This window comes from uncultured Tateyamaria sp. (genome assembly GCF_947487805.1).
GTDB lineage: Bacteria > Pseudomonadota > Alphaproteobacteria > Rhodobacterales > Rhodobacteraceae > Tateyamaria.
The window spans coordinates 71,240-88,984 of record NZ_CANKXW010000010.1 but is presented as its reverse complement, the minus strand read 5'-3'; the positions used below and the strand labels follow the sequence as shown (position 1 = coordinate 88,984).

General features: G+C 63.8%; 17 protein-coding genes. 4 read left to right on the top strand and 13 right to left on the bottom strand.

Going from position 1 to position 17,745, the window contains the following annotated elements:
* Positions 1-4: 4 nt before the first annotated feature.
* Positions 5-697, bottom strand: coding sequence for a thioredoxin family protein (locus tag Q0949_RS19230; RefSeq protein ID WP_299376287.1), 693 nt, complete (start codon positions 695-697; stop codon positions 5-7).
* A 248-nt stretch (positions 698-945) separates the two neighbouring features.
* On the opposite strand from Q0949_RS19230, the gene acnA reads away from it, so the two are divergent.
* Entirely contained in the window at positions 946-3,633 is a 2,688-nt protein-coding gene (gene acnA, locus Q0949_RS19225; RefSeq protein ID WP_299376284.1) for an aconitate hydratase AcnA, read from the top strand.
* Between the two features lie 172 nt (positions 3,634-3,805).
* Here acnA and Q0949_RS19220 read toward each other — a convergent pair whose 3' ends face one another.
* From Q0949_RS19220 to yajC, 10 genes are all read right to left on the bottom strand, one after another.
* Positions 3,806-4,345 (bottom strand): DsbE family thiol:disulfide interchange protein, encoded by a 540-nt coding sequence (locus Q0949_RS19220; RefSeq protein ID WP_299376282.1) that lies wholly within the window; start codon positions 4,343-4,345, stop codon positions 3,806-3,808.
* Positions 4,338-4,490 carry a heme exporter protein CcmD gene (gene ccmD, locus Q0949_RS19215; protein WP_299376279.1) on the bottom strand — a complete coding sequence of 51 codons (153 nt, stop codon included), beginning with the start codon at positions 4,488-4,490 and terminating at the stop codon, positions 4,338-4,340. The genes Q0949_RS19220 and ccmD overlap by 8 nt, the downstream gene beginning before the upstream one ends.
* Positions 4,487-5,230 (bottom strand): heme ABC transporter permease, encoded by a 744-nt coding sequence (locus Q0949_RS19210; RefSeq protein WP_299376276.1) that lies wholly within the window; start codon positions 5,228-5,230, stop codon positions 4,487-4,489. The genes ccmD and Q0949_RS19210 overlap by 4 nt, the downstream gene beginning before the upstream one ends.
* Positions 5,231-5,277: 47 nt before the next feature.
* Complete coding sequence (ccmB, locus tag Q0949_RS19205) at positions 5,278-5,934, bottom strand: heme exporter protein CcmB (protein WP_299376273.1); 657 nt, start codon at positions 5,932-5,934, stop codon at positions 5,278-5,280.
* Positions 5,931-6,545 (bottom strand): heme ABC exporter ATP-binding protein CcmA, encoded by a 615-nt coding sequence (gene ccmA / locus Q0949_RS19200; protein ID WP_299376271.1) that lies wholly within the window; start codon positions 6,543-6,545, stop codon positions 5,931-5,933. Before ccmA ends, ccmB begins: the two co-directional genes overlap by 4 nt.
* Positions 6,546-6,618: 73 nt before the next feature.
* Positions 6,619-6,972 carry an Mth938-like domain-containing protein gene (locus tag Q0949_RS19195; RefSeq protein ID WP_299376269.1) on the bottom strand — a complete coding sequence of 118 codons (354 nt, stop codon included), beginning with the start codon at positions 6,970-6,972 and terminating at the stop codon, positions 6,619-6,621.
* Between the two features lie 3 nt (positions 6,973-6,975).
* Positions 6,976-7,728, bottom strand: coding sequence for a sulfite exporter TauE/SafE family protein (locus Q0949_RS19190; protein WP_299376266.1), 753 nt, complete (start codon positions 7,726-7,728; stop codon positions 6,976-6,978).
* Positions 7,721-8,689, bottom strand: a complete 969-nt coding sequence (secF, locus tag Q0949_RS19185; protein ID WP_299376263.1) for a protein translocase subunit SecF — start codon at positions 8,687-8,689, stop codon at positions 7,721-7,723. Before secF ends, Q0949_RS19190 begins: the two co-directional genes overlap by 8 nt.
* A gap of 229 nt (positions 8,690-8,918) precedes the next feature.
* Entirely contained in the window at positions 8,919-10,583 is a 1,665-nt protein-coding gene (gene secD / locus Q0949_RS19180; protein ID WP_299376261.1) for a protein translocase subunit SecD, read from the bottom strand.
* On the bottom strand, positions 10,583-10,861 hold the full coding sequence (gene yajC, locus Q0949_RS19175) for a preprotein translocase subunit YajC (protein ID WP_299376259.1): 279 nt from the start codon (positions 10,859-10,861) through the stop codon (positions 10,583-10,585). The genes secD and yajC overlap by 1 nt, the downstream gene beginning before the upstream one ends.
* A gap of 193 nt (positions 10,862-11,054) precedes the next feature.
* Here yajC and Q0949_RS19170 point away from each other — a divergent pair, with 193 nt between their 5' ends.
* From Q0949_RS19170 to Q0949_RS19160, 3 genes are all read left to right on the top strand, one after another.
* The gene (locus Q0949_RS19170) at positions 11,055-12,530 is read left to right on the top strand and encodes a pentapeptide repeat-containing protein (RefSeq protein ID WP_299376256.1); all 1,476 of its coding nucleotides are present in this window, start codon (positions 11,055-11,057) and stop codon (positions 12,528-12,530) included.
* Positions 12,531-12,843: 313 nt separating this feature from the next.
* A complete protein-coding gene (gene serS / locus Q0949_RS19165; protein WP_299376253.1) occupies positions 12,844-14,136 on the top strand; it encodes a serine--tRNA ligase in 1,293 nt (430 codons plus the stop codon).
* Between the two features lie 57 nt (positions 14,137-14,193).
* On the top strand, positions 14,194-14,874 hold the full coding sequence (locus Q0949_RS19160; RefSeq protein ID WP_299376251.1) for a tryptophan-rich sensory protein: 681 nt from the start codon (positions 14,194-14,196) through the stop codon (positions 14,872-14,874).
* On the opposite strand, the gene der is transcribed toward Q0949_RS19160, so the two are convergent.
* Together der and Q0949_RS19150 are read right to left on the bottom strand one after the other, a co-directional pair.
* Positions 14,871-16,322, bottom strand: coding sequence for a ribosome biogenesis GTPase Der (der, locus tag Q0949_RS19155; RefSeq protein ID WP_299376248.1), 1,452 nt, complete (start codon positions 16,320-16,322; stop codon positions 14,871-14,873). The genes Q0949_RS19160 and der overlap by 4 nt on opposite strands.
* 84 nt (positions 16,323-16,406) lie before the next feature.
* Complete coding sequence (locus Q0949_RS19150; protein WP_299376246.1) at positions 16,407-17,744, bottom strand: PQQ-like beta-propeller repeat protein; 1,338 nt, start codon at positions 17,742-17,744, stop codon at positions 16,407-16,409.
* Between the last annotated feature and the right edge of the window lies 1 nt (position 17,745).

Below are 17,745 nucleotides of genomic sequence, written 5' to 3'. Positions count from 1 at the left end.
AGCCTCAGCGGATTTGCGCTGCCGCCACGATGCGCCCGTGCACACCCTGCTGGATCAACACGACAACCGGCTTGTCACCCGTCGCCTGCGCCGTCAGCGACAGATCGGTGGCACCGTCCCATTCCTGCAGGATCTTCCAGTCCTCGGTCACATTGGCATAGGCCAGAGTGTGACCCGCATTCTCGCCGCGCGTGATCTTGGCCGTGCGCTCTTCCTGATAACGCACCATGTGCACGATCAGCGGCCCGGCCACATCCTGGGCCGTGGCGGTGATCGCCACGTCGTCCCCGCTGCGCACCACGCTCAGAGTGACGGGCGACGCCATCGCGCTGTGATCCGCAATCGCCTTGGACAGCTCCATAGGCCGCGCGCCGACAATATCCGTGGTGCCGTTGATGATCATCTGCGGCGTGTATACCGACCGGCGACCCGCCTCGACCGCATAGCCGCGTTGCCGCTTGGAATAGTTCGGGTCGGCAAACTCGTCCTTCCACCCGATGTAATCCCAGTAATCCACATGTAGCGCCAGCGCGATCACGTCATCCCGTTTGGCCAGCTCGTGCATCAGCTTGTCCGCCGGCGGGCAGGACGAACACCCCTGCGAGGTGAACAGCTCGACCACCACGGGCGACTGCGCCCAGGCGGGCACGCTGAGGGCTGTGAAAAGGCCAAAGGCCAGAGCAGAGAGATGTTTCATAAGGATGCGCACGCTTTGGTTGCCACGGATATGTCGGGTACTGCTGTGACATAGGCAACCGCGTATCGGACTGCCAATCAAGGTTTGTTGAGCAGTTGTGTCAGCCAGATCACGGGATTGCGTTCGCAAATTGTACACCATGGTATACAAAATCGTCGCACAGCCCCCAATTGCGGTTGATTGCGCGCCCCGCTTGGGGCAAGACGCATCCAGTTGTTGCCCCATCCGCTTTGAGGAAAGGAAACCCCATGCCCATCACAGTTGGCCAAGACACGGCGAAGACGCGCAAGACGCTGACCGTCGGAGGCCAGTCCATCGACTATTACTCGATCCCCGCCGCGACCGACGCCGGTCTGGGTGATTTTTCGAACCTGCCCGCCGCCCTCAAGGTGGTGCTGGAAAACATGTTGCGGTTTGAGGACGGCAAGACCGTCAGCGTCGACGACATCAAGGCTTTTGCCGAATGGGGCGAAAAAGGTGGCAAGAACCCGCGCGAAATCGCCTACCGCCCGGCCCGCGTGCTGATGCAGGACTTTACCGGCGTGCCCGCCGTTGTCGACCTCGCCGCCATGCGTGACGGCCTCGTGGCTCTGGGCGGCGACCCTGAGAAAATCAACCCGCTGAACCCGGTCGATCTGGTCATCGACCACTCGGTGATGATCGACGAGTTTGGCAACCCCCGCGCCTTCCAGATGAACGTGGACCGCGAATACGAGCGGAACATGGAACGCTACACGTTCCTGAAATGGGGCCAGTCGGCCTTCAACAACTTCCGCGTCGTGCCCCCCGGCACCGGCATCTGCCACCAGGTGAACCTCGAATATCTCAGCCAGACGGTCTGGACCGACCACGACCAGAACGGCGCGCAGGTCGCCTATCCTGACACGCTCGTCGGCACTGACAGCCACACCACCATGGTCAACGGCGCTGCCGTCCTCGGTTGGGGCGTCGGCGGCATCGAGGCCGAAGCCGCCATGCTGGGCCAACCGATCTCCATGCTGATCCCCGAAGTCATCGGCTTCGAGCTGACCGGCACCATGATGGAAGGCACCACAGGCACCGACCTCGTGCTCAAGGTCGTCGAAATGCTGCGCGCCAAGGGCGTCGTGGGCAAATTCGTCGAATTCTACGGCGCAGGCCTCGACCGCCTGCCACTCGCCGACCGTGCGACCATCGCCAACATGGCGCCTGAATACGGCGCGACTTGCGGCTTCTTCCCCATCGACGGCGAAACCCTGCGCTACCTGCGCAACACGGGCCGGGACGAGGACCGCATCGCGCTGGTCGAAGCCTATGCCAAGGAAAACGGCTTCTGGCGCGGCGACGACTACGCGCCGATCTACACCGACACCCTGCACCTCGACATGGGCACCATCGTGCCCGCGATCTCGGGCCCCAAACGCCCGCAGGATTTCGTGGCGCTCACCGACGGCCAGACAGCCTTCCGCCGCGAAATGGAAGAGACGTTCAAACGCCCCATGGGCAAGGAAATCGCCGTCGAGGGCGAAGACTACACCATGGAATCGGGCAAGGTCGTGATCGCCTCGATCACGTCCTGCACCAACACGTCGAACCCCTACGTGATGATCGGCGCAGGGCTTGTCGCGCGCAAGGCCCGCGCGCTGGGTCTGAACCGCAAACCGTGGGTCAAAACCTCCCTCGCCCCCGGCAGCCAAGTCGTCTCCGCCTATCTCGAAGCGGCGGAATTGCAGGACGACCTCGACGCCATCGGCTTCAACCTCGTGGGCTACGGCTGCACCACCTGCATCGGCAACTCCGGCCCGATCCAGCCCGAGCTGAGCAAAGCCATCGCCGACGGCGACCTCGTGGCCACGTCCGTCCTGTCCGGCAACCGCAACTTCGAGGGTCGGATCTCTCCGGATGTGCGCGCCAACTACCTCGCCTCGCCGCCCCTCGTGGTGGCCTACGCGCTGGCCGGCACGCTTGACATCAACCTTGCCGAGGACGCCATCGGCACCGACAAGGACGGCAATGACGTCTTCCTGAAAGACATCTGGCCCTCCTCCCAAGAGGTCGCGGAACTGGTCGAGGCGACCGTGACCCGCGCCGCCTTCCAGGAGAAATACGCCGAAGTCTTCACCGGCGACGAGAAATGGCAGAGCGTGGAAACGACGGACCAGAAAACCTATGACTGGCCACCCACCTCGACCTATGTGCAAAACCCGCCCTACTTCCAGGGCATGTCGCCAGAACCGGGCGTGATCACCAACATCGAAGGGGCCAAAGTGCTGGCCATCCTCGGCGACATGATCACCACCGACCACATCTCGCCCGCAGGCTCGTTCAAGGAAAGCACCCCCGCGGGGCGCTACCTCACCGAACGCCAGGTCGCCCCGCGCGAGTTCAACTCCTACGGCTCCCGCCGCGGCAACCACGAGATCATGATGCGCGGCACCTTCGCCAACATCCGCATCAAGAACGAAATGCTCGATGGCGTCGAAGGCGGCTACACCAAAGGCCCAGATGGGGAACAAACCTCGATCTTCGATGCAGCCATGGCGCATCAGGACAACGGCACACCGCTGGTCATCTTCGGCGGCGAACAATACGGTGCCGGATCGTCCCGCGACTGGGCGGCCAAAGGTACGGCGCTGCTGGGCGTCAAAGCGGTCATCGCCGAAAGCTTCGAACGCATCCACCGCTCGAACCTCGTCGGGATGGGCGTGATCCCGTTCGAATTCACAAACGGCGACACCCGCAAATCGCTCGGCCTGACGGGCGAGGAAACGGTCAGCATCTCCGGCCTCGACACGATCCAACCGCTGCAAGAAGTGCCCTGCACAATCACGTTTGCCGACGGTACGGTGAAAGAGATCACGCTGAAATGCCGGATCGATACCGCGATCGAGATCGAATATATCGAACATGGCGGCGTCCTGCACTACGTGCTGCGCAACCTCGCCTCGGCGGCATAACGCCACCGCACCCCTGAAAAACCGAAAGGCCCCGGCATCACTGCGCGGGGCCTTTCTGCTTCATTGTTCCAGAAAATATGCAAAAGACGGTGATCGACCCAACGTACGGCCGTGCATATTTGAAGAACAATGAAGACCCTTGCGGCCAAGAATGGAATGCGCCGTCAGGCGCTCAATTTGACAACGCCCTGGTCAACTCCGGCAGGAAACGCTGTTCATAATCGGACCCGACCAGCGGACCGATATAGCGGAACAGAACCGTCCCGTCGCCGTCCACGATGAAGGTCTCCGGCGGCGCTGTCACCCCCCAGTCAATGGCTGCCACCCCATTGGGGTCAAAGGCCACGCCCGAAAACGGATTGCCATCATCGCGCAGATATTGCGCCGCCGGTCCAACCTTGTCGCGAAAGTTCACGCCGACGATCGGAATGCCATCCGCCGCCATCTCCAGCAGCTTTGGATGTTCGGCGCGACAGGGTGGGCACCACGAGGCCCAGAAGTTTACCAATGTGACCTCGCCCCGGCGCAGCGCATCCTCGGCCACGCCCGGAAACCCCTCCAGATCCGCCGCCACGATGTCCGGCGCAGGCCCGCCCACACGAGTCGAGGGCAATTCATTGGGGTTGTCGCGGAACATGCCCACCGCCGCAAGCGCGACAAAGCCTGCAAAAATGCCGATCGGCGCCAGCATCAAGGGCGAAAGCTTAGCCATCGCGCCGCCGCTCCACCGCATCCATTTCCGCCCGCACCTTGCGCCCGCGCCACAGGCTCAGGGCGACAATGGCGACCAGCAGCACAATGGACACCGCATAGGCCGACAGGACCGCGTCCGCATATTTCCCCAGATCCGGCATCATGCTTCCACCCGCGCAGCACCCGCCTCGCGCGCCATCAACGCGCGCGTCCGGCGCACCCGGATCTCTGTTCCCGTCCGGTACAGCACCAGCGCCAGAAACAGCAGGACAAAGCCGCCGATGCATACCAGCAGCGGGAAATAGAACACGTCCGCCACGTTCTCTTCCTTGTCCAGGCTCAGAGACGCCCCCTGGTGCAGCCCCTGGTTCCAGAAATTCACCGCATAGCGCGACAACACCGCAAACACGGTTCCCACAAGGCACAGGATCGATGTAAGGTCGGCGGCCGTGTCCGGATCCTCGATGGCCTCCCACAGCGCGATATAGCCCAGGTAGAACAGGAACAGGATCAGAAAGGACGTGAGCCGCGGATCCCACGCCCACCACGTGCCCCACATCGGCTGGCCCCAGATCGCGCCGGTAAAGAGCGCAATCAGCGTCATCACCACGCCCACGGGGGCCGCCGCCTTGGCCGCCAGCGCCGACACATGGTGTCTCCGGATGATCCAGATCAGCGATGCCACCAGCATCATGAACCACGCATTGATCGCCATCAGCGCAGACGGCACATGCAGGTAGATGATCTTGACCGTCGATCCCTGGCGGAAATCATCGGGCGTGAAAAAGAACCCCCAGACCAGCCCCACCACAAGGCACAGGCCCGCACCACCCCACAGCCACGGTTGCACCCGCGCGCTCAGGGCCAAGAACTTGACCGGATTGGCATATTCCCAAAGTGACATGGCCGTTACCTATTCATTTCCAGCGCCGTTCTCAATCCACAACGACGTTATCTCAGGTTCACCCGCAACACGAGACCCGCGGCAAAGGGCATGCAGGCCAGAACCCCCGCCGTGATCCCCGCCAACAGCAACAGCGGCGTGCCCGCCTCCAACCCCAGTGCGGCCCGCCGCGCGGCCTCCGCCCCAAAGATCAGCGTGGGCACATAAAGCGGCAGCACCAGCAGCGACAACAGCAACCCGCCCCGCTTGATCCCCACCGTCAGCGCCGCCCCGAACGCACCGATCATCGACAGCGCCGGCGTGCCCAGACCAAGGCTCAGCACCAGCACCCCATAGCCCGCCGCAGGCAGGTTCAACAGCACCCCCAGCACCGGCGCCACCAGAACCAGCGGCAGGCCCGTGGTCACCCAATGCGCCGCCGCCTTGACCGCCACGATCCCCTCCAGTGGCAAGGGCGAGGTCGCCAGCAGATCCAGCGCACCATCCTCGAAATCCACCGCCAGCAACCGGTCCAGCGACAACAGGCACGCCAGCAGCGCCCCCAGCCACAGCACACCCGCCGCAATCCGCGCCAGCAGCGCAGGCTCCGGCCCCACGCTGAACGGCACCAGCACCACCACGATCAGGAAAAACGCGAGCCCCAGCCCGAAACCACCCCCCGCACGCAGCGCCAAGGCCAGATCGCGCAGAAACAGCGCCCTCACAGAAACACCTCGTCGACCGACGCCATCGCGCCCGCCGCCGCGCGAAACGGTGCCACATCCAGCACATCCGCATCCAGCCCCAGATCGATATGCGTCGCAATCAACGCCATGCCGCCATCGCCCAGATGCGCCCGCACCGCATCCGCAAAAAGCGTCACGGACGCCGCATCCAGCGACACGGTCGGCTCGTCCAGCACCCAGATCGCGCGCCCCGTCACGCTCATCCGCGCCAACCCCAGCCGCCGCTTCTGCCCCGCCGACAGCGCGCCCGCCCGCCGGTGCCGCAAATGCGCCAGATCATAGGCCTGCAACGCCGCCTCGATATCCGACTGCCCAAAGACCGACGCCCAGAACGCAAGGTTCTCCGCCACGCTCAGCGCCGCCTTCAACCCGTCCGCGTGGGCGGCATAGGCCACCCGGTCCTCGGCCCCACGCACGGTCCCGGCCATCGGCTCCTGCAAGCCCGCCACCGTGCGCAACAGCGTCGTCTTGCCCGCCCCGTTCGGCCCGCGCAGCACCAGCGCCGCCCCCGGCCGCAGCACAAAGGACAGGCCCGCCAATACCGGCACACCCCCGCGGCCCACGGCCAGATCGGAAACTGTCAACTCCATAAGACAGGCCTAACCCATTGCGCGCAGACACAAAAGTCTTTCATTGTTCTTCAAATATGCACATCCCGCCCGGTCACACAGGCAGCATCGCCAGCGCAACGCGCCGCCCCTCGCTCAGCAGGATATTATACGTCCGCGCCGCCGAGGGGGACGACATCACCTCCGCGCCCACCCCGGCCCCATCAAGTGCCGCGCGCAAATCGGCGGGCAAATGGGCGATCTCTGCGCCCGTGCCCAGGAACAGCACATCGACCTGCCCCGCCAGGGCCACGAGGGTCTCGATATCCGCATACCCGCCCCACGGCACCGTGCCCTGCGCCCCAGTCAATACCGGCCCCTCGAACACCTCGCCGCCGATGCGGAAAAACCCCGGCCCGTACCCTTCGACCGGCTTGGCATCGTTAAAGCTGATTTCATTCAAACGCATGTCTTACCCCCACACCGGCAGTCCCAAAATGGCCGAGGCCGCAATGACCACATAGGCCACCCCCCGGAAAAGTCGCTCCGCACCGGGATCGAACAACCGCGCCCCGATCACATTGGCCAGCATATAGACCGGCACACAGATCAGGCCCACCGCCACCGCCAGCGGATCCAGCAACCCGAACAGCACAAAGACCGTGATCATCATCACGTCGATCCCCAGCAGGTACAGCAGGAAATTCGCCCGGATCACGGATATGGGCAGCGCCCGCGCCATGTAAAGCATGATCACAGGCGGCCCCGGCACACCGGCCACGCCGCCCAGGAAACCGCCCAACGTGCCCACCGCCGCCACCAGCCGCGGTGCCAGCACCCCGCCATAGCGCCAGCCGGTCATCAACAGCACCAACAGGGTCAGAACAACCAGCGACACCGACCAGCCAAAGACCGCCGGATCCAGCAGCGACAGGGCCCACAAGCCCAGCGGCAAACCGATGGCCGCCCCCGCCAGCAAGGTCAACGCCTCGCGCCGCTGCCCCTCGCGCAGGGCCGCGCGCAGGTTTGGCAACGGCCCCCAGAACTCCACCACGGTCAGAAAGGCCAGCGCCGCAAACGGGTCCAGCACCGAACTTGCCGCGGGCATGATGATCATCGCGGACCCGAACCCGGTGAACCCACGCACCAGACCCGCCGCAATGATCGCCGCAACCAACCACCACAGCCCCGGCAGAGCCAGCGCCGTGGTGATGAACTCAGGCATCTATATTGGCATATTGGTTGCCGACATTGGCATCCGGCTTGTCCCAGTTCCGCTTGACGCCCAGCCACAGCAGGATGGTCGAGGCCACGAACACCGAACTGTACGTGCCCACGATCACACCCCAGATCATCGCAAAGACAAAACCCCGGATCACATCCCCGCCCAGCACATAAAGCGAGATCAGCGCCAACAGCGTGGTCACAGAGGTCATGACCGTCCGGCTGAGTGTCTCGTTGATCGAGATGTTCAGCACTTCGTTCAGCGGCTTTTTCTTGTACTTGCGCAGGTTCTCACGGACCCGGTCAAACACCACCACCGTGTCGTTCAGCGAATAGCCCACGATGGTCAGAAGCGCCGCGATAATGGCCAGATCGAATTTGATTTGCAGTTCCGAAAACACGCCAATCGTCAGGATCACGTCGTGCACCAGCGCGGCCACGGCGCCCAAGGCAAACTGCCATTCAAACCGCAACCAGATATAGACCAGCACCGCCCCGATGGCGAGGACAACGGCCAGCGCCGCGGTCTTGATCAACTCTCCCGACACTTTGGGTCCAACGGATTCGACCGACACGAACTTGATGTCCGGTATCGCCACGGCAAGCGCCGCCTGCACCGCGCGAATGGTGTCGGGCGTCACCGCCTCCTGACCTTCTTGCGCCTGAATACGGATCATCGCGACGTTCTGATCGGCGTCAAACTGGGGATCGAACACCTCGGTGATCGAAATATCGCCCAGCTCCAGCACCGCCATCGCATCGCGGTACACGGCCACATCCACGGGCTGCGTGCTTTCCGTCCGCACGGTTGTCCCGCCGCGGAAATCAATGCCGAAATTCAGCCCCTGAATAGCAAAAGACGCAAAACCTACGATCATCATGACCGCCGAAATGCCCAGCCACATCTTCCAACGGCTGAAGAAATCGAAATTCGTGTTCTGTTTGACCAGCTTCAAACGCATGTCGGTGCCTTTCCGGAAAAATCACGACCCGGCGCGCATGTGCCTTGGTTGCCATGTCGCGCCATTGGTCCGAGCGACAATGGCGACACCTCCCCCCCGGGAGGGTATACGGCGATGTCGGTCAAAGCACGCGTGTCATGCATGCTTGAAAGTGCAGTGGGCTGATCACATGTGGCCATGCCCACCCGAGGTCGGGCATGGCGCATGCGGCTGCGAACCGTTGTCATCCTCACACCTCGATCGTCTTGGGGCGGCGGCGTTCAAACCACATCACCACCAGCAAGCGCGTCACAAAGATCGCGGTAAACACGGATGTCAGGATGCCCAGACCCAGCGTGATCGCAAAACCACGCACCGGCCCCGACCCCATCGCAAACAGGATAACGGCGGTGATAAACGTGGTGATGTTGGCGTCCAGAATGGCCGACAGCGCCTTTTCATAACCCAGCTCGATCGCCCGCGCGGGCCCCCGTGCGCTCTTCAACTCTTCGCGGATCCGCTCAAAGATCAGCACGTTGGCGTCCACCGCCATCCCCACCGTCAGCACGATCCCCGCAATCCCGGGCAAGGTCAGCGTCGCCCCGATCAGGCTCAGCAGGCCAAAGATCAGCCCGATGTTGATGATCAGCGCCACATTGGCAAAAAGACCAAAGAGCCCATAGCTCAGGAACATGAACACAAGTACGGCGGCAAAGGCGACCGTGGTCGCAACCTTGCCCGCATCAATGCTGTCCTGACCCAGTTCCGGCCCGATGGTCCGCTCCTCGAGGAAAGTCAGCTCTGCTGGCAACGCACCAGCGCGCAAGAGGACCGCAAGGTTGGTCGATTCCTCAACATCGAAATTCCCGGTGATGATCCCCGACCCGCCGGGAATATGGCTCTGGATCACTGGCGCACTCACCACCTCGTCATCCAGCACAATGGCAAAGGGCGACCCGATGTTGTCCGCCGTGTAATCCCCAAAAATACGCGCGCACTGCGTATTGAACCGGAACGAAACCGCAGGGCTTCCGTTCTGATCAAAGCTCGGCTGTGCATCGACAAGACACTCGCCCGTCACGACCGGCGCGCTTTCCAAAACATAAAACAACCCCGGCTCGTCCAGCGACGGCACCAGTTTGTTGCCCACACCGGGCGCTGCGTTCTCGTCCGAGGTCCGGTTGACCACAGGGTTAAAGGTCAGCGCCGCCGTGGTCCCGATGATCTCTTTCAGCTCTGCCGCCGACCCGATGCCCGGCACCTGGATCAGGATACGCTGCGCGCCCTGCCGCTGAATGGTCGGCTCGCGTGTGCCCACCTCGTCAATCCGGCGGCGCACGATCTCCAATGATTGCTGCACCGTCCGCTCGTCCGATGCCAGCCGCTCCGCCTCGCTCAGCGTCACCACGATCACATCATCGCCCGCCGCGCGCACCTCGATGTCGTTCGCACCCACACCGGTCAGCGTCTGCACCGGCACCGCCAGCCCACGCACCACCTGCAACGCCCGCTGCATGCCCGCAGGCTCACCGATCCGAATGCGCAACTCATCCGGCGGCGAAGGTTGCAACCGGATCGTGCCCACCGTCGCCCGCTCGGGCCGCAGCGCATCGCGGATCTCGGGCCAACTGGCCTCCATCCGGCTGGCATAGACCTGCTCGACCTGCACCTCGGCCAGCAAATGCGCCCCGCCCCGCAGGTCCAGACCCAAATTCACCAGGCTCGACGGCATCCAGGACGGCCACTGCGCCAGCAGCGCCTGATTTTCAGCCGTATCCGCACCCAACTCAATGGCTTGCGCGGCGTCGTTATGCTGCTCCACACGGGTATAGAACCCGTTGGGCAGCGCCAATATCAGACCAAGGGCACAGGCCGCCCAGATCAGTACGCGTTTCCAACCCTCGATCCGAAGCATTACTTGGCAGGCTCGGTCTTGCTCAGCACGCTCGCGATGGTCGACTTCACAACACGCACCTTGACGCCCTCGGCCAGCTCAACCTCGATCTCGTTGTCTTCCTTGACCTTCGACACCTTGCCGATCAGCCCGCCTTGCGTGACCACCTGATCACCCCGGCGCACCGCCTCGACCATGGCCGCATGCTCTTTGACCTTCTTCTGCTGCGGGCGGATCAGCAGGAAATACATGATCGCGAAAATCAGGATCAGGGGGATAAACTGGCCAATGGCTTCCATGGGGACGTCCTTGTTATCAAGCGCATTTCGGGGGGCGGATTCTGGCCCGCTGCAAAGTTTGGCAGAACCTATGGGCGGGCGCGGTGCTGCGCAAGGTCCAAAGGGGTTTTTGCCACGCCCATCCCGGTGCCAAAGCATCAAACCCCTTTTGCCCGACGCCCATTCGCGTCAGACTGGTGGGATGGACGACCCTTTGACACTCACTATCAACTTCTCCCACCCCCTCGTCGCGGGCGGCGCGGCCCTGCTGGCGCTGATGTTTGTCTCATGGCTCATCTACCTCACCCTGCCCGAAGCTGAGGGCAAAGAGGGCCCCCTCCACAAACTCCGCGCCGCACTGGGGATGGAGCGTCTGCCCCACGCCCTGATCCTGAGCATCCTCGCGCTTTACATCGCCCTCGCGGGTATCCTGATCCTCGGCCTCTTCGGCCTGATCGTCGACACATTGAGGGCCGTGGGCGGCAGCAACGACTACCTCTTCTACGTCCTGCGCATCGGCGGCCTCACCGCCGTCCTGGGCGCTGTCATCGCCCTGCCCCTCACGGTGATCCGCCTGCGCCTGACCCAGGAAAGCCTGTTCAACGACAAGATCAACGAGGCCACCAAGGGCCTCTACGCACGGCGGCAGGTGACTAAATGGCATCGAAAATACGGATACGTAAACCACTGGCAAGACGACATCGTCCAACGCAACGCCGCCATCGACCGGCTCGAAGGTCTGGCCCACGAAAAACCCACCGAAGTCCCCCGCATCGCCCGCCTGCTGTCCGTCTACGTCCGCGAACTCAGCGCCGAGGTGCCCGCGCAGGACACGCCAAAGGACGCGAAGCCCGGCGAACTATGGGAATGGGCACAGGGATTACCAAAACTCCGCTCCGACATGGAAAAAGCCGCACAAACACTGGGCCGTCTGGCGGATGTTGCGCCTGAGCCTTTAACAAACGGCGAAATCGACCTGCGCAGCGCGAATTTGCAACGCGCGGACTTGACTGCTGCAAAACTTGAACAGGCATTGCTACGCGAAGCGCACTTGCAGGGGGCAAACCTCGACGGAGCGCACTTGCAGGGGGCAAACCTCTACGAGGCGCAGTTGCAGGGGGCAAACCTCGACGTGGCGCAGTTGAAGGGGGCAAACCTCGACGGGGCGCAGTTGCAGGAGGCATACCTCTACGAGGCGCAGTTGCAGAGGGCATACCTCGACGAGGCGCAGTTGCAGGGGGCACGCCTTTACAGGGCGCAGTTGCAGGAGGCACGCCTCTACAGGGCGCAGTTGCAGGGGGCATACCTCTACGGGGCGCAGTTGCAGGAGGCATACCTCTACGAGGCGCAGTTGCAGGAGGCATACCTCGACGAGGCGCAGTTGCAGGGGGCAAACCTCGACGGGGCGCAGTTGCAGGGGGCATACCTCGACGAGGCGCAGTTCGACGCCGCAACCTCTCTAACGCGCGCTACTCTTCGAGGTGCGCGCGTTAGAGAGGTTGATTTTAACAACCTAACATACTTTGCCGCGCATCTGGATGATGTCTTTGCCGATGCAACCGCCACACCGCCGGACGGCGCGCGACCGCGCGATGACATTTGGCCCGAACATTGGGCCAAAGAGCAACTGGACCACGACGACTTCGACAAAGCCTGGCGCACATGGCAAGCCACCCTGCCGCCCGATTGAGACCAGCCCGACTGACCCAAACCTTTCCCAAAAGTTACCCGCCTCCGCCAAACCTTAACGCCGCCCAATCCCTAACAACCCGTTACCCGCCGCACCTCGCGCAAAACGTACAGTTTGCGCCAAAATCTGCACATTCTCCCAAAACCACCCCCAAACCGCGCTGATCCGGCCACCAAAAACGTACACTCCCGGCCCCAATCTGCACGTTTCACCCCCCACACCCCCACCGTACGCTGCCTTAACCCCTTGGCCCGCGCCCGCCGATCGGGCATAGGGGCACCACCATCAATGGACACGCAAAAGGACCAGAGCCATGCACGACATTCGCGCCATCCGCGATAATCCCGCCGCTTTCGACGCCGCCCTTGCGCGCCGTGGGGACGCTGCGATGTCGTCGTCCCTTCTGGCCCTGGACGAGGCGCGCCGCGCCAAGATCCTCGCCGCCGAAACCGCGCAGGCCGAGCAGAACAAGGCCAGCAAAGAGGTCGGTGCCGCCAAGGGTCGTGGGGACGAGGATGAATTCCAGCGTCTCCGCGCCTTAGTCGCTGAAAAGAAAGCGGAAATTGCGACCATGCAGGAGGAGGCAAAGGCGCTCGACGCCCAGCTGACCGACGCTTTGGCGCGCATTCCAAACCTGCCCGCGGACGATGTGCCCGACGGTGCGGACGAGGATGACAATGTCGAGATCAAGCGCTGGGGCGACCCCCAAACCTTTGATTTTGCTACCAAAGAGCATTTCGACATCGCAGGCGTCAGCGCATCCATGGACTTCGAGACCGCCGCCAAGACCTCCGGCAGCCGCTTTGTCATGCTCAAGGGGGCCGTCGCCCGCATCCACCGCGCGCTGGCGCAATTCATGGTCGACACCCATGTCGACCAGAACGGCCTCACGGAGGTGAACAGCCCCGTGCTCGTGCGCGACGACGCCATGTATGGTACTGATAAGCTTCCCAAATTTGCCGAAGACAGCTACCGCACCGAAGAGGGCATGTGGCTGGTGTCGACCTCGGAAATCCCGCTGACCTACACCGTGGCGGGCGACATCCTGGATGCAGATTCCCTGCCCATCCGCCTCACCGCCCACACGCTCTGCTTCCGCTCCGAGGCGGGCAGCGCGGGTCGCGACACGGCGGGCATGCTGCGCCAGCATCAGTTCGAGAAGGTCGAGATGGTGTCGATCACCCATCCCGACGCCAGCGAGGACGAACAGAAACGGATGCTGTCCTGTGCCGAAGGCATCCTCGAAGCCCTTGAAATTCCTTACAGAACTGTCGTTCTCTGCACGGGTGACATGGGGTTCGGCGCGCGCCGCACCTTCGACATCGAGGCGTGGTTGCCCGGTCAGGACACCTACCGCGAGATCAGCTCTGTCTCGACCACCGGCGACTTTCAGGCCCGGCGCATGAACGCGCGTTTCAAGCCCGCAGATGGCGGCAAACCGCAGTTCGTGCACACGCTGAACGGCTCCGGCCTCGCCGTGGGTCGCTGCCTGATCGCGGTGCTGGAAAACGGCCAGCAGGCCGATGGTTCGGTCATGCTGCCAAAGGCGCTGGCGCCCTATCTGGGCGGCAAAACGCGGCTGGGCGCGGACGGCACACTGGTCTAGGCGTCTTTTTCATCGCCAGGGCTTGATAAGGTAACCCATTGAAACATATGGGTTGCCATGTCCTATCTTGTTCTCCTGCTCACGGTGGCCTTTGCCGCCTCCACCCTGATCGTTCCTGACTTTGGCGGCTTTGACGCCGACCAGTTTCCGGTGCCGCAAAACAATCCCCCCGTCCAACCTGCGGGCTATGCCTTTGCGATCTGGGGCGTGATTTACCTGTGGCTGCTGGCCTCCGCGCTCTTTGGTGTCGTCGCCCGCCGTGACGCGCCGGATTGGCAGCCCATGCGACCCGCGCTGGCCGTGTCGCTGGCGGTGGGGGCGGTATGGCTGCCCGCCGCGCTGCTCAGCCCCATCCTCGCCACCGTCCTCATCTGGGCCATGCTCATCCCCGCCCTCGTCGCCTTGTGGCAGAGCCCGGTGCTGGATCGCGGCTGGGCCGCGTGGCCTCTCGCCCTCTATGCCGGGTGGTTGAGTGCGGCGAGCTGTGTCGCCATCGGACTGCTGCTGGCGGGCTATGGAGTGCTGAGCGAAACCGCGGCCGCCATCACCATGATCCTGATCGCGTCGGCCCTGGCCTATACGGTCCAGACGCGGCTGGGACGTGCGCCCACTTACGGCATCGCGGTGATCTGGGCCTTTGTCGCGATCATCGTCAAAGCGCCCGGCGACGTGGCAACCGTCGCCATGTTCGGCCTGGTGCTTGTGGCCTTTGCCGCCGTGCGCGCCGCCCGCGCCTAGCTGCGCCGCCCCTCGGTGTGCTTGCGCAGTTTCGACGGCCCGGCCTTCTTGCGGCCCTTGTAGGGATTCGCGTCATTTTGGCCCCGCATATAGAGACGGATGGGCGTGCCCGGCATGTCAAAGTCGAGCCGTAAGCCATTGACCAGATAGCGATTATAGCTCTCCGGCACCTTGTCGGGCTGCGAACACATCACGACGAAACCGGGGGGGCGCGTCTTGGCCTGCGTCATATAGCGCAGCTTGATCCGCTTGCCCTGCGGCGCGGGGGGCGGGTGCGCCTCGAGCATACCGGTCAGCCAGCGGTTCAGCTGCGCGGTCGTCACCCGGCGGTTCCAGACATCGTAGGCGCGCATGATCGCATCATGCAGCCGGTCGATGCCCCGGCCCGTCTTGGCCGACACGGTGATCAGCGGCGCGCCGCGCAATTGTGGCAAGAGCCGCTCAAAGCTTTCCTTGAGGTCGCGCAGCTTGGCCTGCTTGTCGTCCTCGATGTCCCACTTGTTGATCGCGACCACCACCGCGCGCCCCTCGCGTTCGGCCAGGTCGGCGATGCGCAGGTCCTGCTGTTCAAACGGGATCGCAGCATCCAGCAGCACCACGACCACCTCCGCGAATTTCACCGCGCGCAACCCGTCGCTGACGCTGAGTTTCTCCAGCTTTTCCTGCACCTTGGCACGTTTGCGCATACCGGCGGTGTCAAAGATTCGCATGGGCGTGCCGTTCCAGTCGGTGCGCAGGGAAATCGCGTCGCGGGTGATCCCGGCCTCGGGGCCGGTCAGCAGGCGATCCTCGCCCACGATCTGGTTGATCAGCGTGGATTTGCCCGCATTGGGGCGGCCCACGACGGCCACCTGCAAGGGCTTGGCGTTGGTCGGTTGCGGGACGTAGTCAGGGTCGTCCTCGTCAATTTCCACATCCACTTCGGGCGCGTCGTCCTGCGCCTTTTCGGCGTGCAGGTCGGCCAGCGGTTGCAGCTGTGCATAAAGGTCGTTCAGCCCCTCGCCGTGCTCTGCCGACATGCGGATCGGCTCGCCCAGACCCAACGAAAATGCCTCGAGCACGCCAGCATCGGCGGCGGCCCCTTCGCCCTTGTTGGCGGCCAGCAGCACGTGATCGGCCCGCTTGCGCAGGATGTCGGCAAACACCTCGTCGGTGGGCGTGACCCCGGTGCGCGCGTCGATCATGAAGAGGCACACATCAGCCATGTCCACCGCGCGTTCGGTCAAACGGCGCATGCGGCCTTGCAGGCTGTCATCCGTCGCTTCCTCAAGCCCCGCGGTGTCGATCACGGTAAAGCGCAGATCGGCCAGCCGCCCGGCACCTTCGCGCAGGTCGCGCGTGACACCCGGCTGGTCATCGACCAGCGCAAGGCGCTTGCCCACAAGGCGGTTGAACAGGGTCGACTTGCCCACATTGGGGCGGCCAACAATGGCGAGGGTCAGGGTCATGGCAGGGTCTGCAATCCAAATATCGAAAGGCGCACATAGACCATATGTGCGCCCGCGAAAAGGACTGATCGTTGCAGGGGCGCGTCAGCGATAGGCGACAAGCTGCCCTTTGCGCGTCACGACATAGAGCGTGCCACCCGCCACCACCGGCGCGGTGGAGGCACCGCCGGGGATCTCGGTCGTGCCCGTCAGGTTGCCGGTCGCCGGATCAAAGCTGCGCAAAACACCGTCGGAGGACGCCACATAGAGGCGTCCGCCCGCCAGAACCGGCCCGTGATGGGCAAAGACTTCGGACTGGCGCAGCGGCTTGGACTTGACAAAGTTCGGCAGGGCCGTGCCCCAGATGCGGCTGCCGTCGCTGGCGTCGAGACGCAGCAATTCGTTGCGGTCGCTGACAAGGAACACGCTGCCGCCCACGGGCAGGACGGAATCAATCGCGCCTTCGTTCGCGGTCCAGATGCGCGCGCCGCTGGTGGCGGAGATCGCGACCGTGCGCCCGGACTGGTTGCCCGCATAGATCACGCCATCTGCGGCAAAGGGATGGCCGGTGACGTCATCAACCTTGGACAATGCCCGGCCCTTGCGCTCACCCAGAACCGACGCGTCCCAGCGGCGCAGACCGCCGCGGCGGAACACCGCCTGCATCTCGCCCGAGCCAAAGGAGAACACCGCCAGATCGTCCGTGATCACCGGTGCCGGCGCGCCGAGCACGTTGGTCGCACTTTCCGATGCGCTGACCCGCCAGGCGATGCGTCCGGTGTCTTTTTCCAGCGCCCAGCCGGTGTCGTCACCGGCCATGATGTAAACGAGGTCGCCCGAAATGGTCGGCTGTCCGGACCCGGTGGATTCGAGGTCCTGCGTCCAGATCAGCGCGCCCGTGGCCGCATTGAGCGCCGACAGCGCCCCGGTGCCGGACGACGCATAAAGAACACCGTCCGCAACCGCGAGGCCGCCGCCGGTGCCGTCGCCCTCGTCCGCCCCGTCGGGGCGCACATCGCGCTGCCAGACCAGCGTGCCGGAGGTGGATGTGGCCGTCACCAGCGTCTCGGCGTCCAGGGTGTAGATGATGCCGCCCGCCACGACCGGATCGGCCACGATGCGGTGCTTGCGGCTGTCGCCCTCACCGATATTGGCGGCAAAGATCGGGGTCAGCGCGGATGACAGTGCCGGGTGCACCGTGCGGAACGCAGGCGATCCGGGGCTTTGCGCGGCATCGGCATTTGTCACTGGCGCGGGCAGTTGGATGCTGCGCGCGGTGTCGGCCACGGCCTGCGCCGCGGCTTCGGGTGCCGGGTTGCTCAGCACGGCGGTGATTGGCTCGCGCTTGCCCGGCAGGATCAACTCACGCTCGGCGCAGGCCGTCAAAACGCCAATCGACAGGATACACAGACCAATACCTGCGCGGGTGCGGGTGTGTGTCATC

Coding starts and splice junctions, on each gene's coding strand:
- Q0949_RS19230 (WP_299376287.1), bottom strand. CDS start 697: ATGAAACATCTCTCTGCTCTGGCCTTTGGCCTTTTCACAGCCCTCAGC.
- acnA (WP_299376284.1), top strand. CDS start 946: ATGCCCATCACAGTTGGCCAAGACACGGCGAAGACGCGCAAGACGCTG.
- Q0949_RS19220 (WP_299376282.1), bottom strand. CDS start 4,345: ATGGCTAAGCTTTCGCCCTTGATGCTGGCGCCGATCGGCATTTTTGCA.
- ccmD (WP_299376279.1), bottom strand. CDS start 4,490: ATGATGCCGGATCTGGGGAAATATGCGGACGCGGTCCTGTCGGCCTAT.
- Q0949_RS19210 (WP_299376276.1), bottom strand. CDS start 5,230: ATGTCACTTTGGGAATATGCCAATCCGGTCAAGTTCTTGGCCCTGAGC.
- ccmA (WP_299376271.1), bottom strand. CDS start 6,545: ATGGAGTTGACAGTTTCCGATCTGGCCGTGGGCCGCGGGGGTGTGCCG.
- Q0949_RS19195 (WP_299376269.1), bottom strand. CDS start 6,972: ATGCGTTTGAATGAAATCAGCTTTAACGATGCCAAGCCGGTCGAAGGG.
- Q0949_RS19190 (WP_299376266.1), bottom strand. CDS start 7,728: ATGCCTGAGTTCATCACCACGGCGCTGGCTCTGCCGGGGCTGTGGTGG.
- secF (WP_299376263.1), bottom strand. CDS start 8,689: ATGCGTTTGAAGCTGGTCAAACAGAACACGAATTTCGATTTCTTCAGC.
- secD (WP_299376261.1), bottom strand. CDS start 10,583: ATGCTTCGGATCGAGGGTTGGAAACGCGTACTGATCTGGGCGGCCTGT.
- yajC (WP_299376259.1), bottom strand. CDS start 10,861: ATGGAAGCCATTGGCCAGTTTATCCCCCTGATCCTGATTTTCGCGATC.
- serS (WP_299376253.1), top strand. CDS start 12,844: ATGCACGACATTCGCGCCATCCGCGATAATCCCGCCGCTTTCGACGCC.
- Q0949_RS19160 (WP_299376251.1), top strand. CDS start 14,194: ATGTCCTATCTTGTTCTCCTGCTCACGGTGGCCTTTGCCGCCTCCACC.
- der (WP_299376248.1), bottom strand. CDS start 16,322: ATGACCCTGACCCTCGCCATTGTTGGCCGCCCCAATGTGGGCAAGTCG.
- Q0949_RS19150 (WP_299376246.1), bottom strand. CDS start 17,744: ATGACACACACCCGCACCCGCGCAGGTATTGGTCTGTGTATCCTGTCG.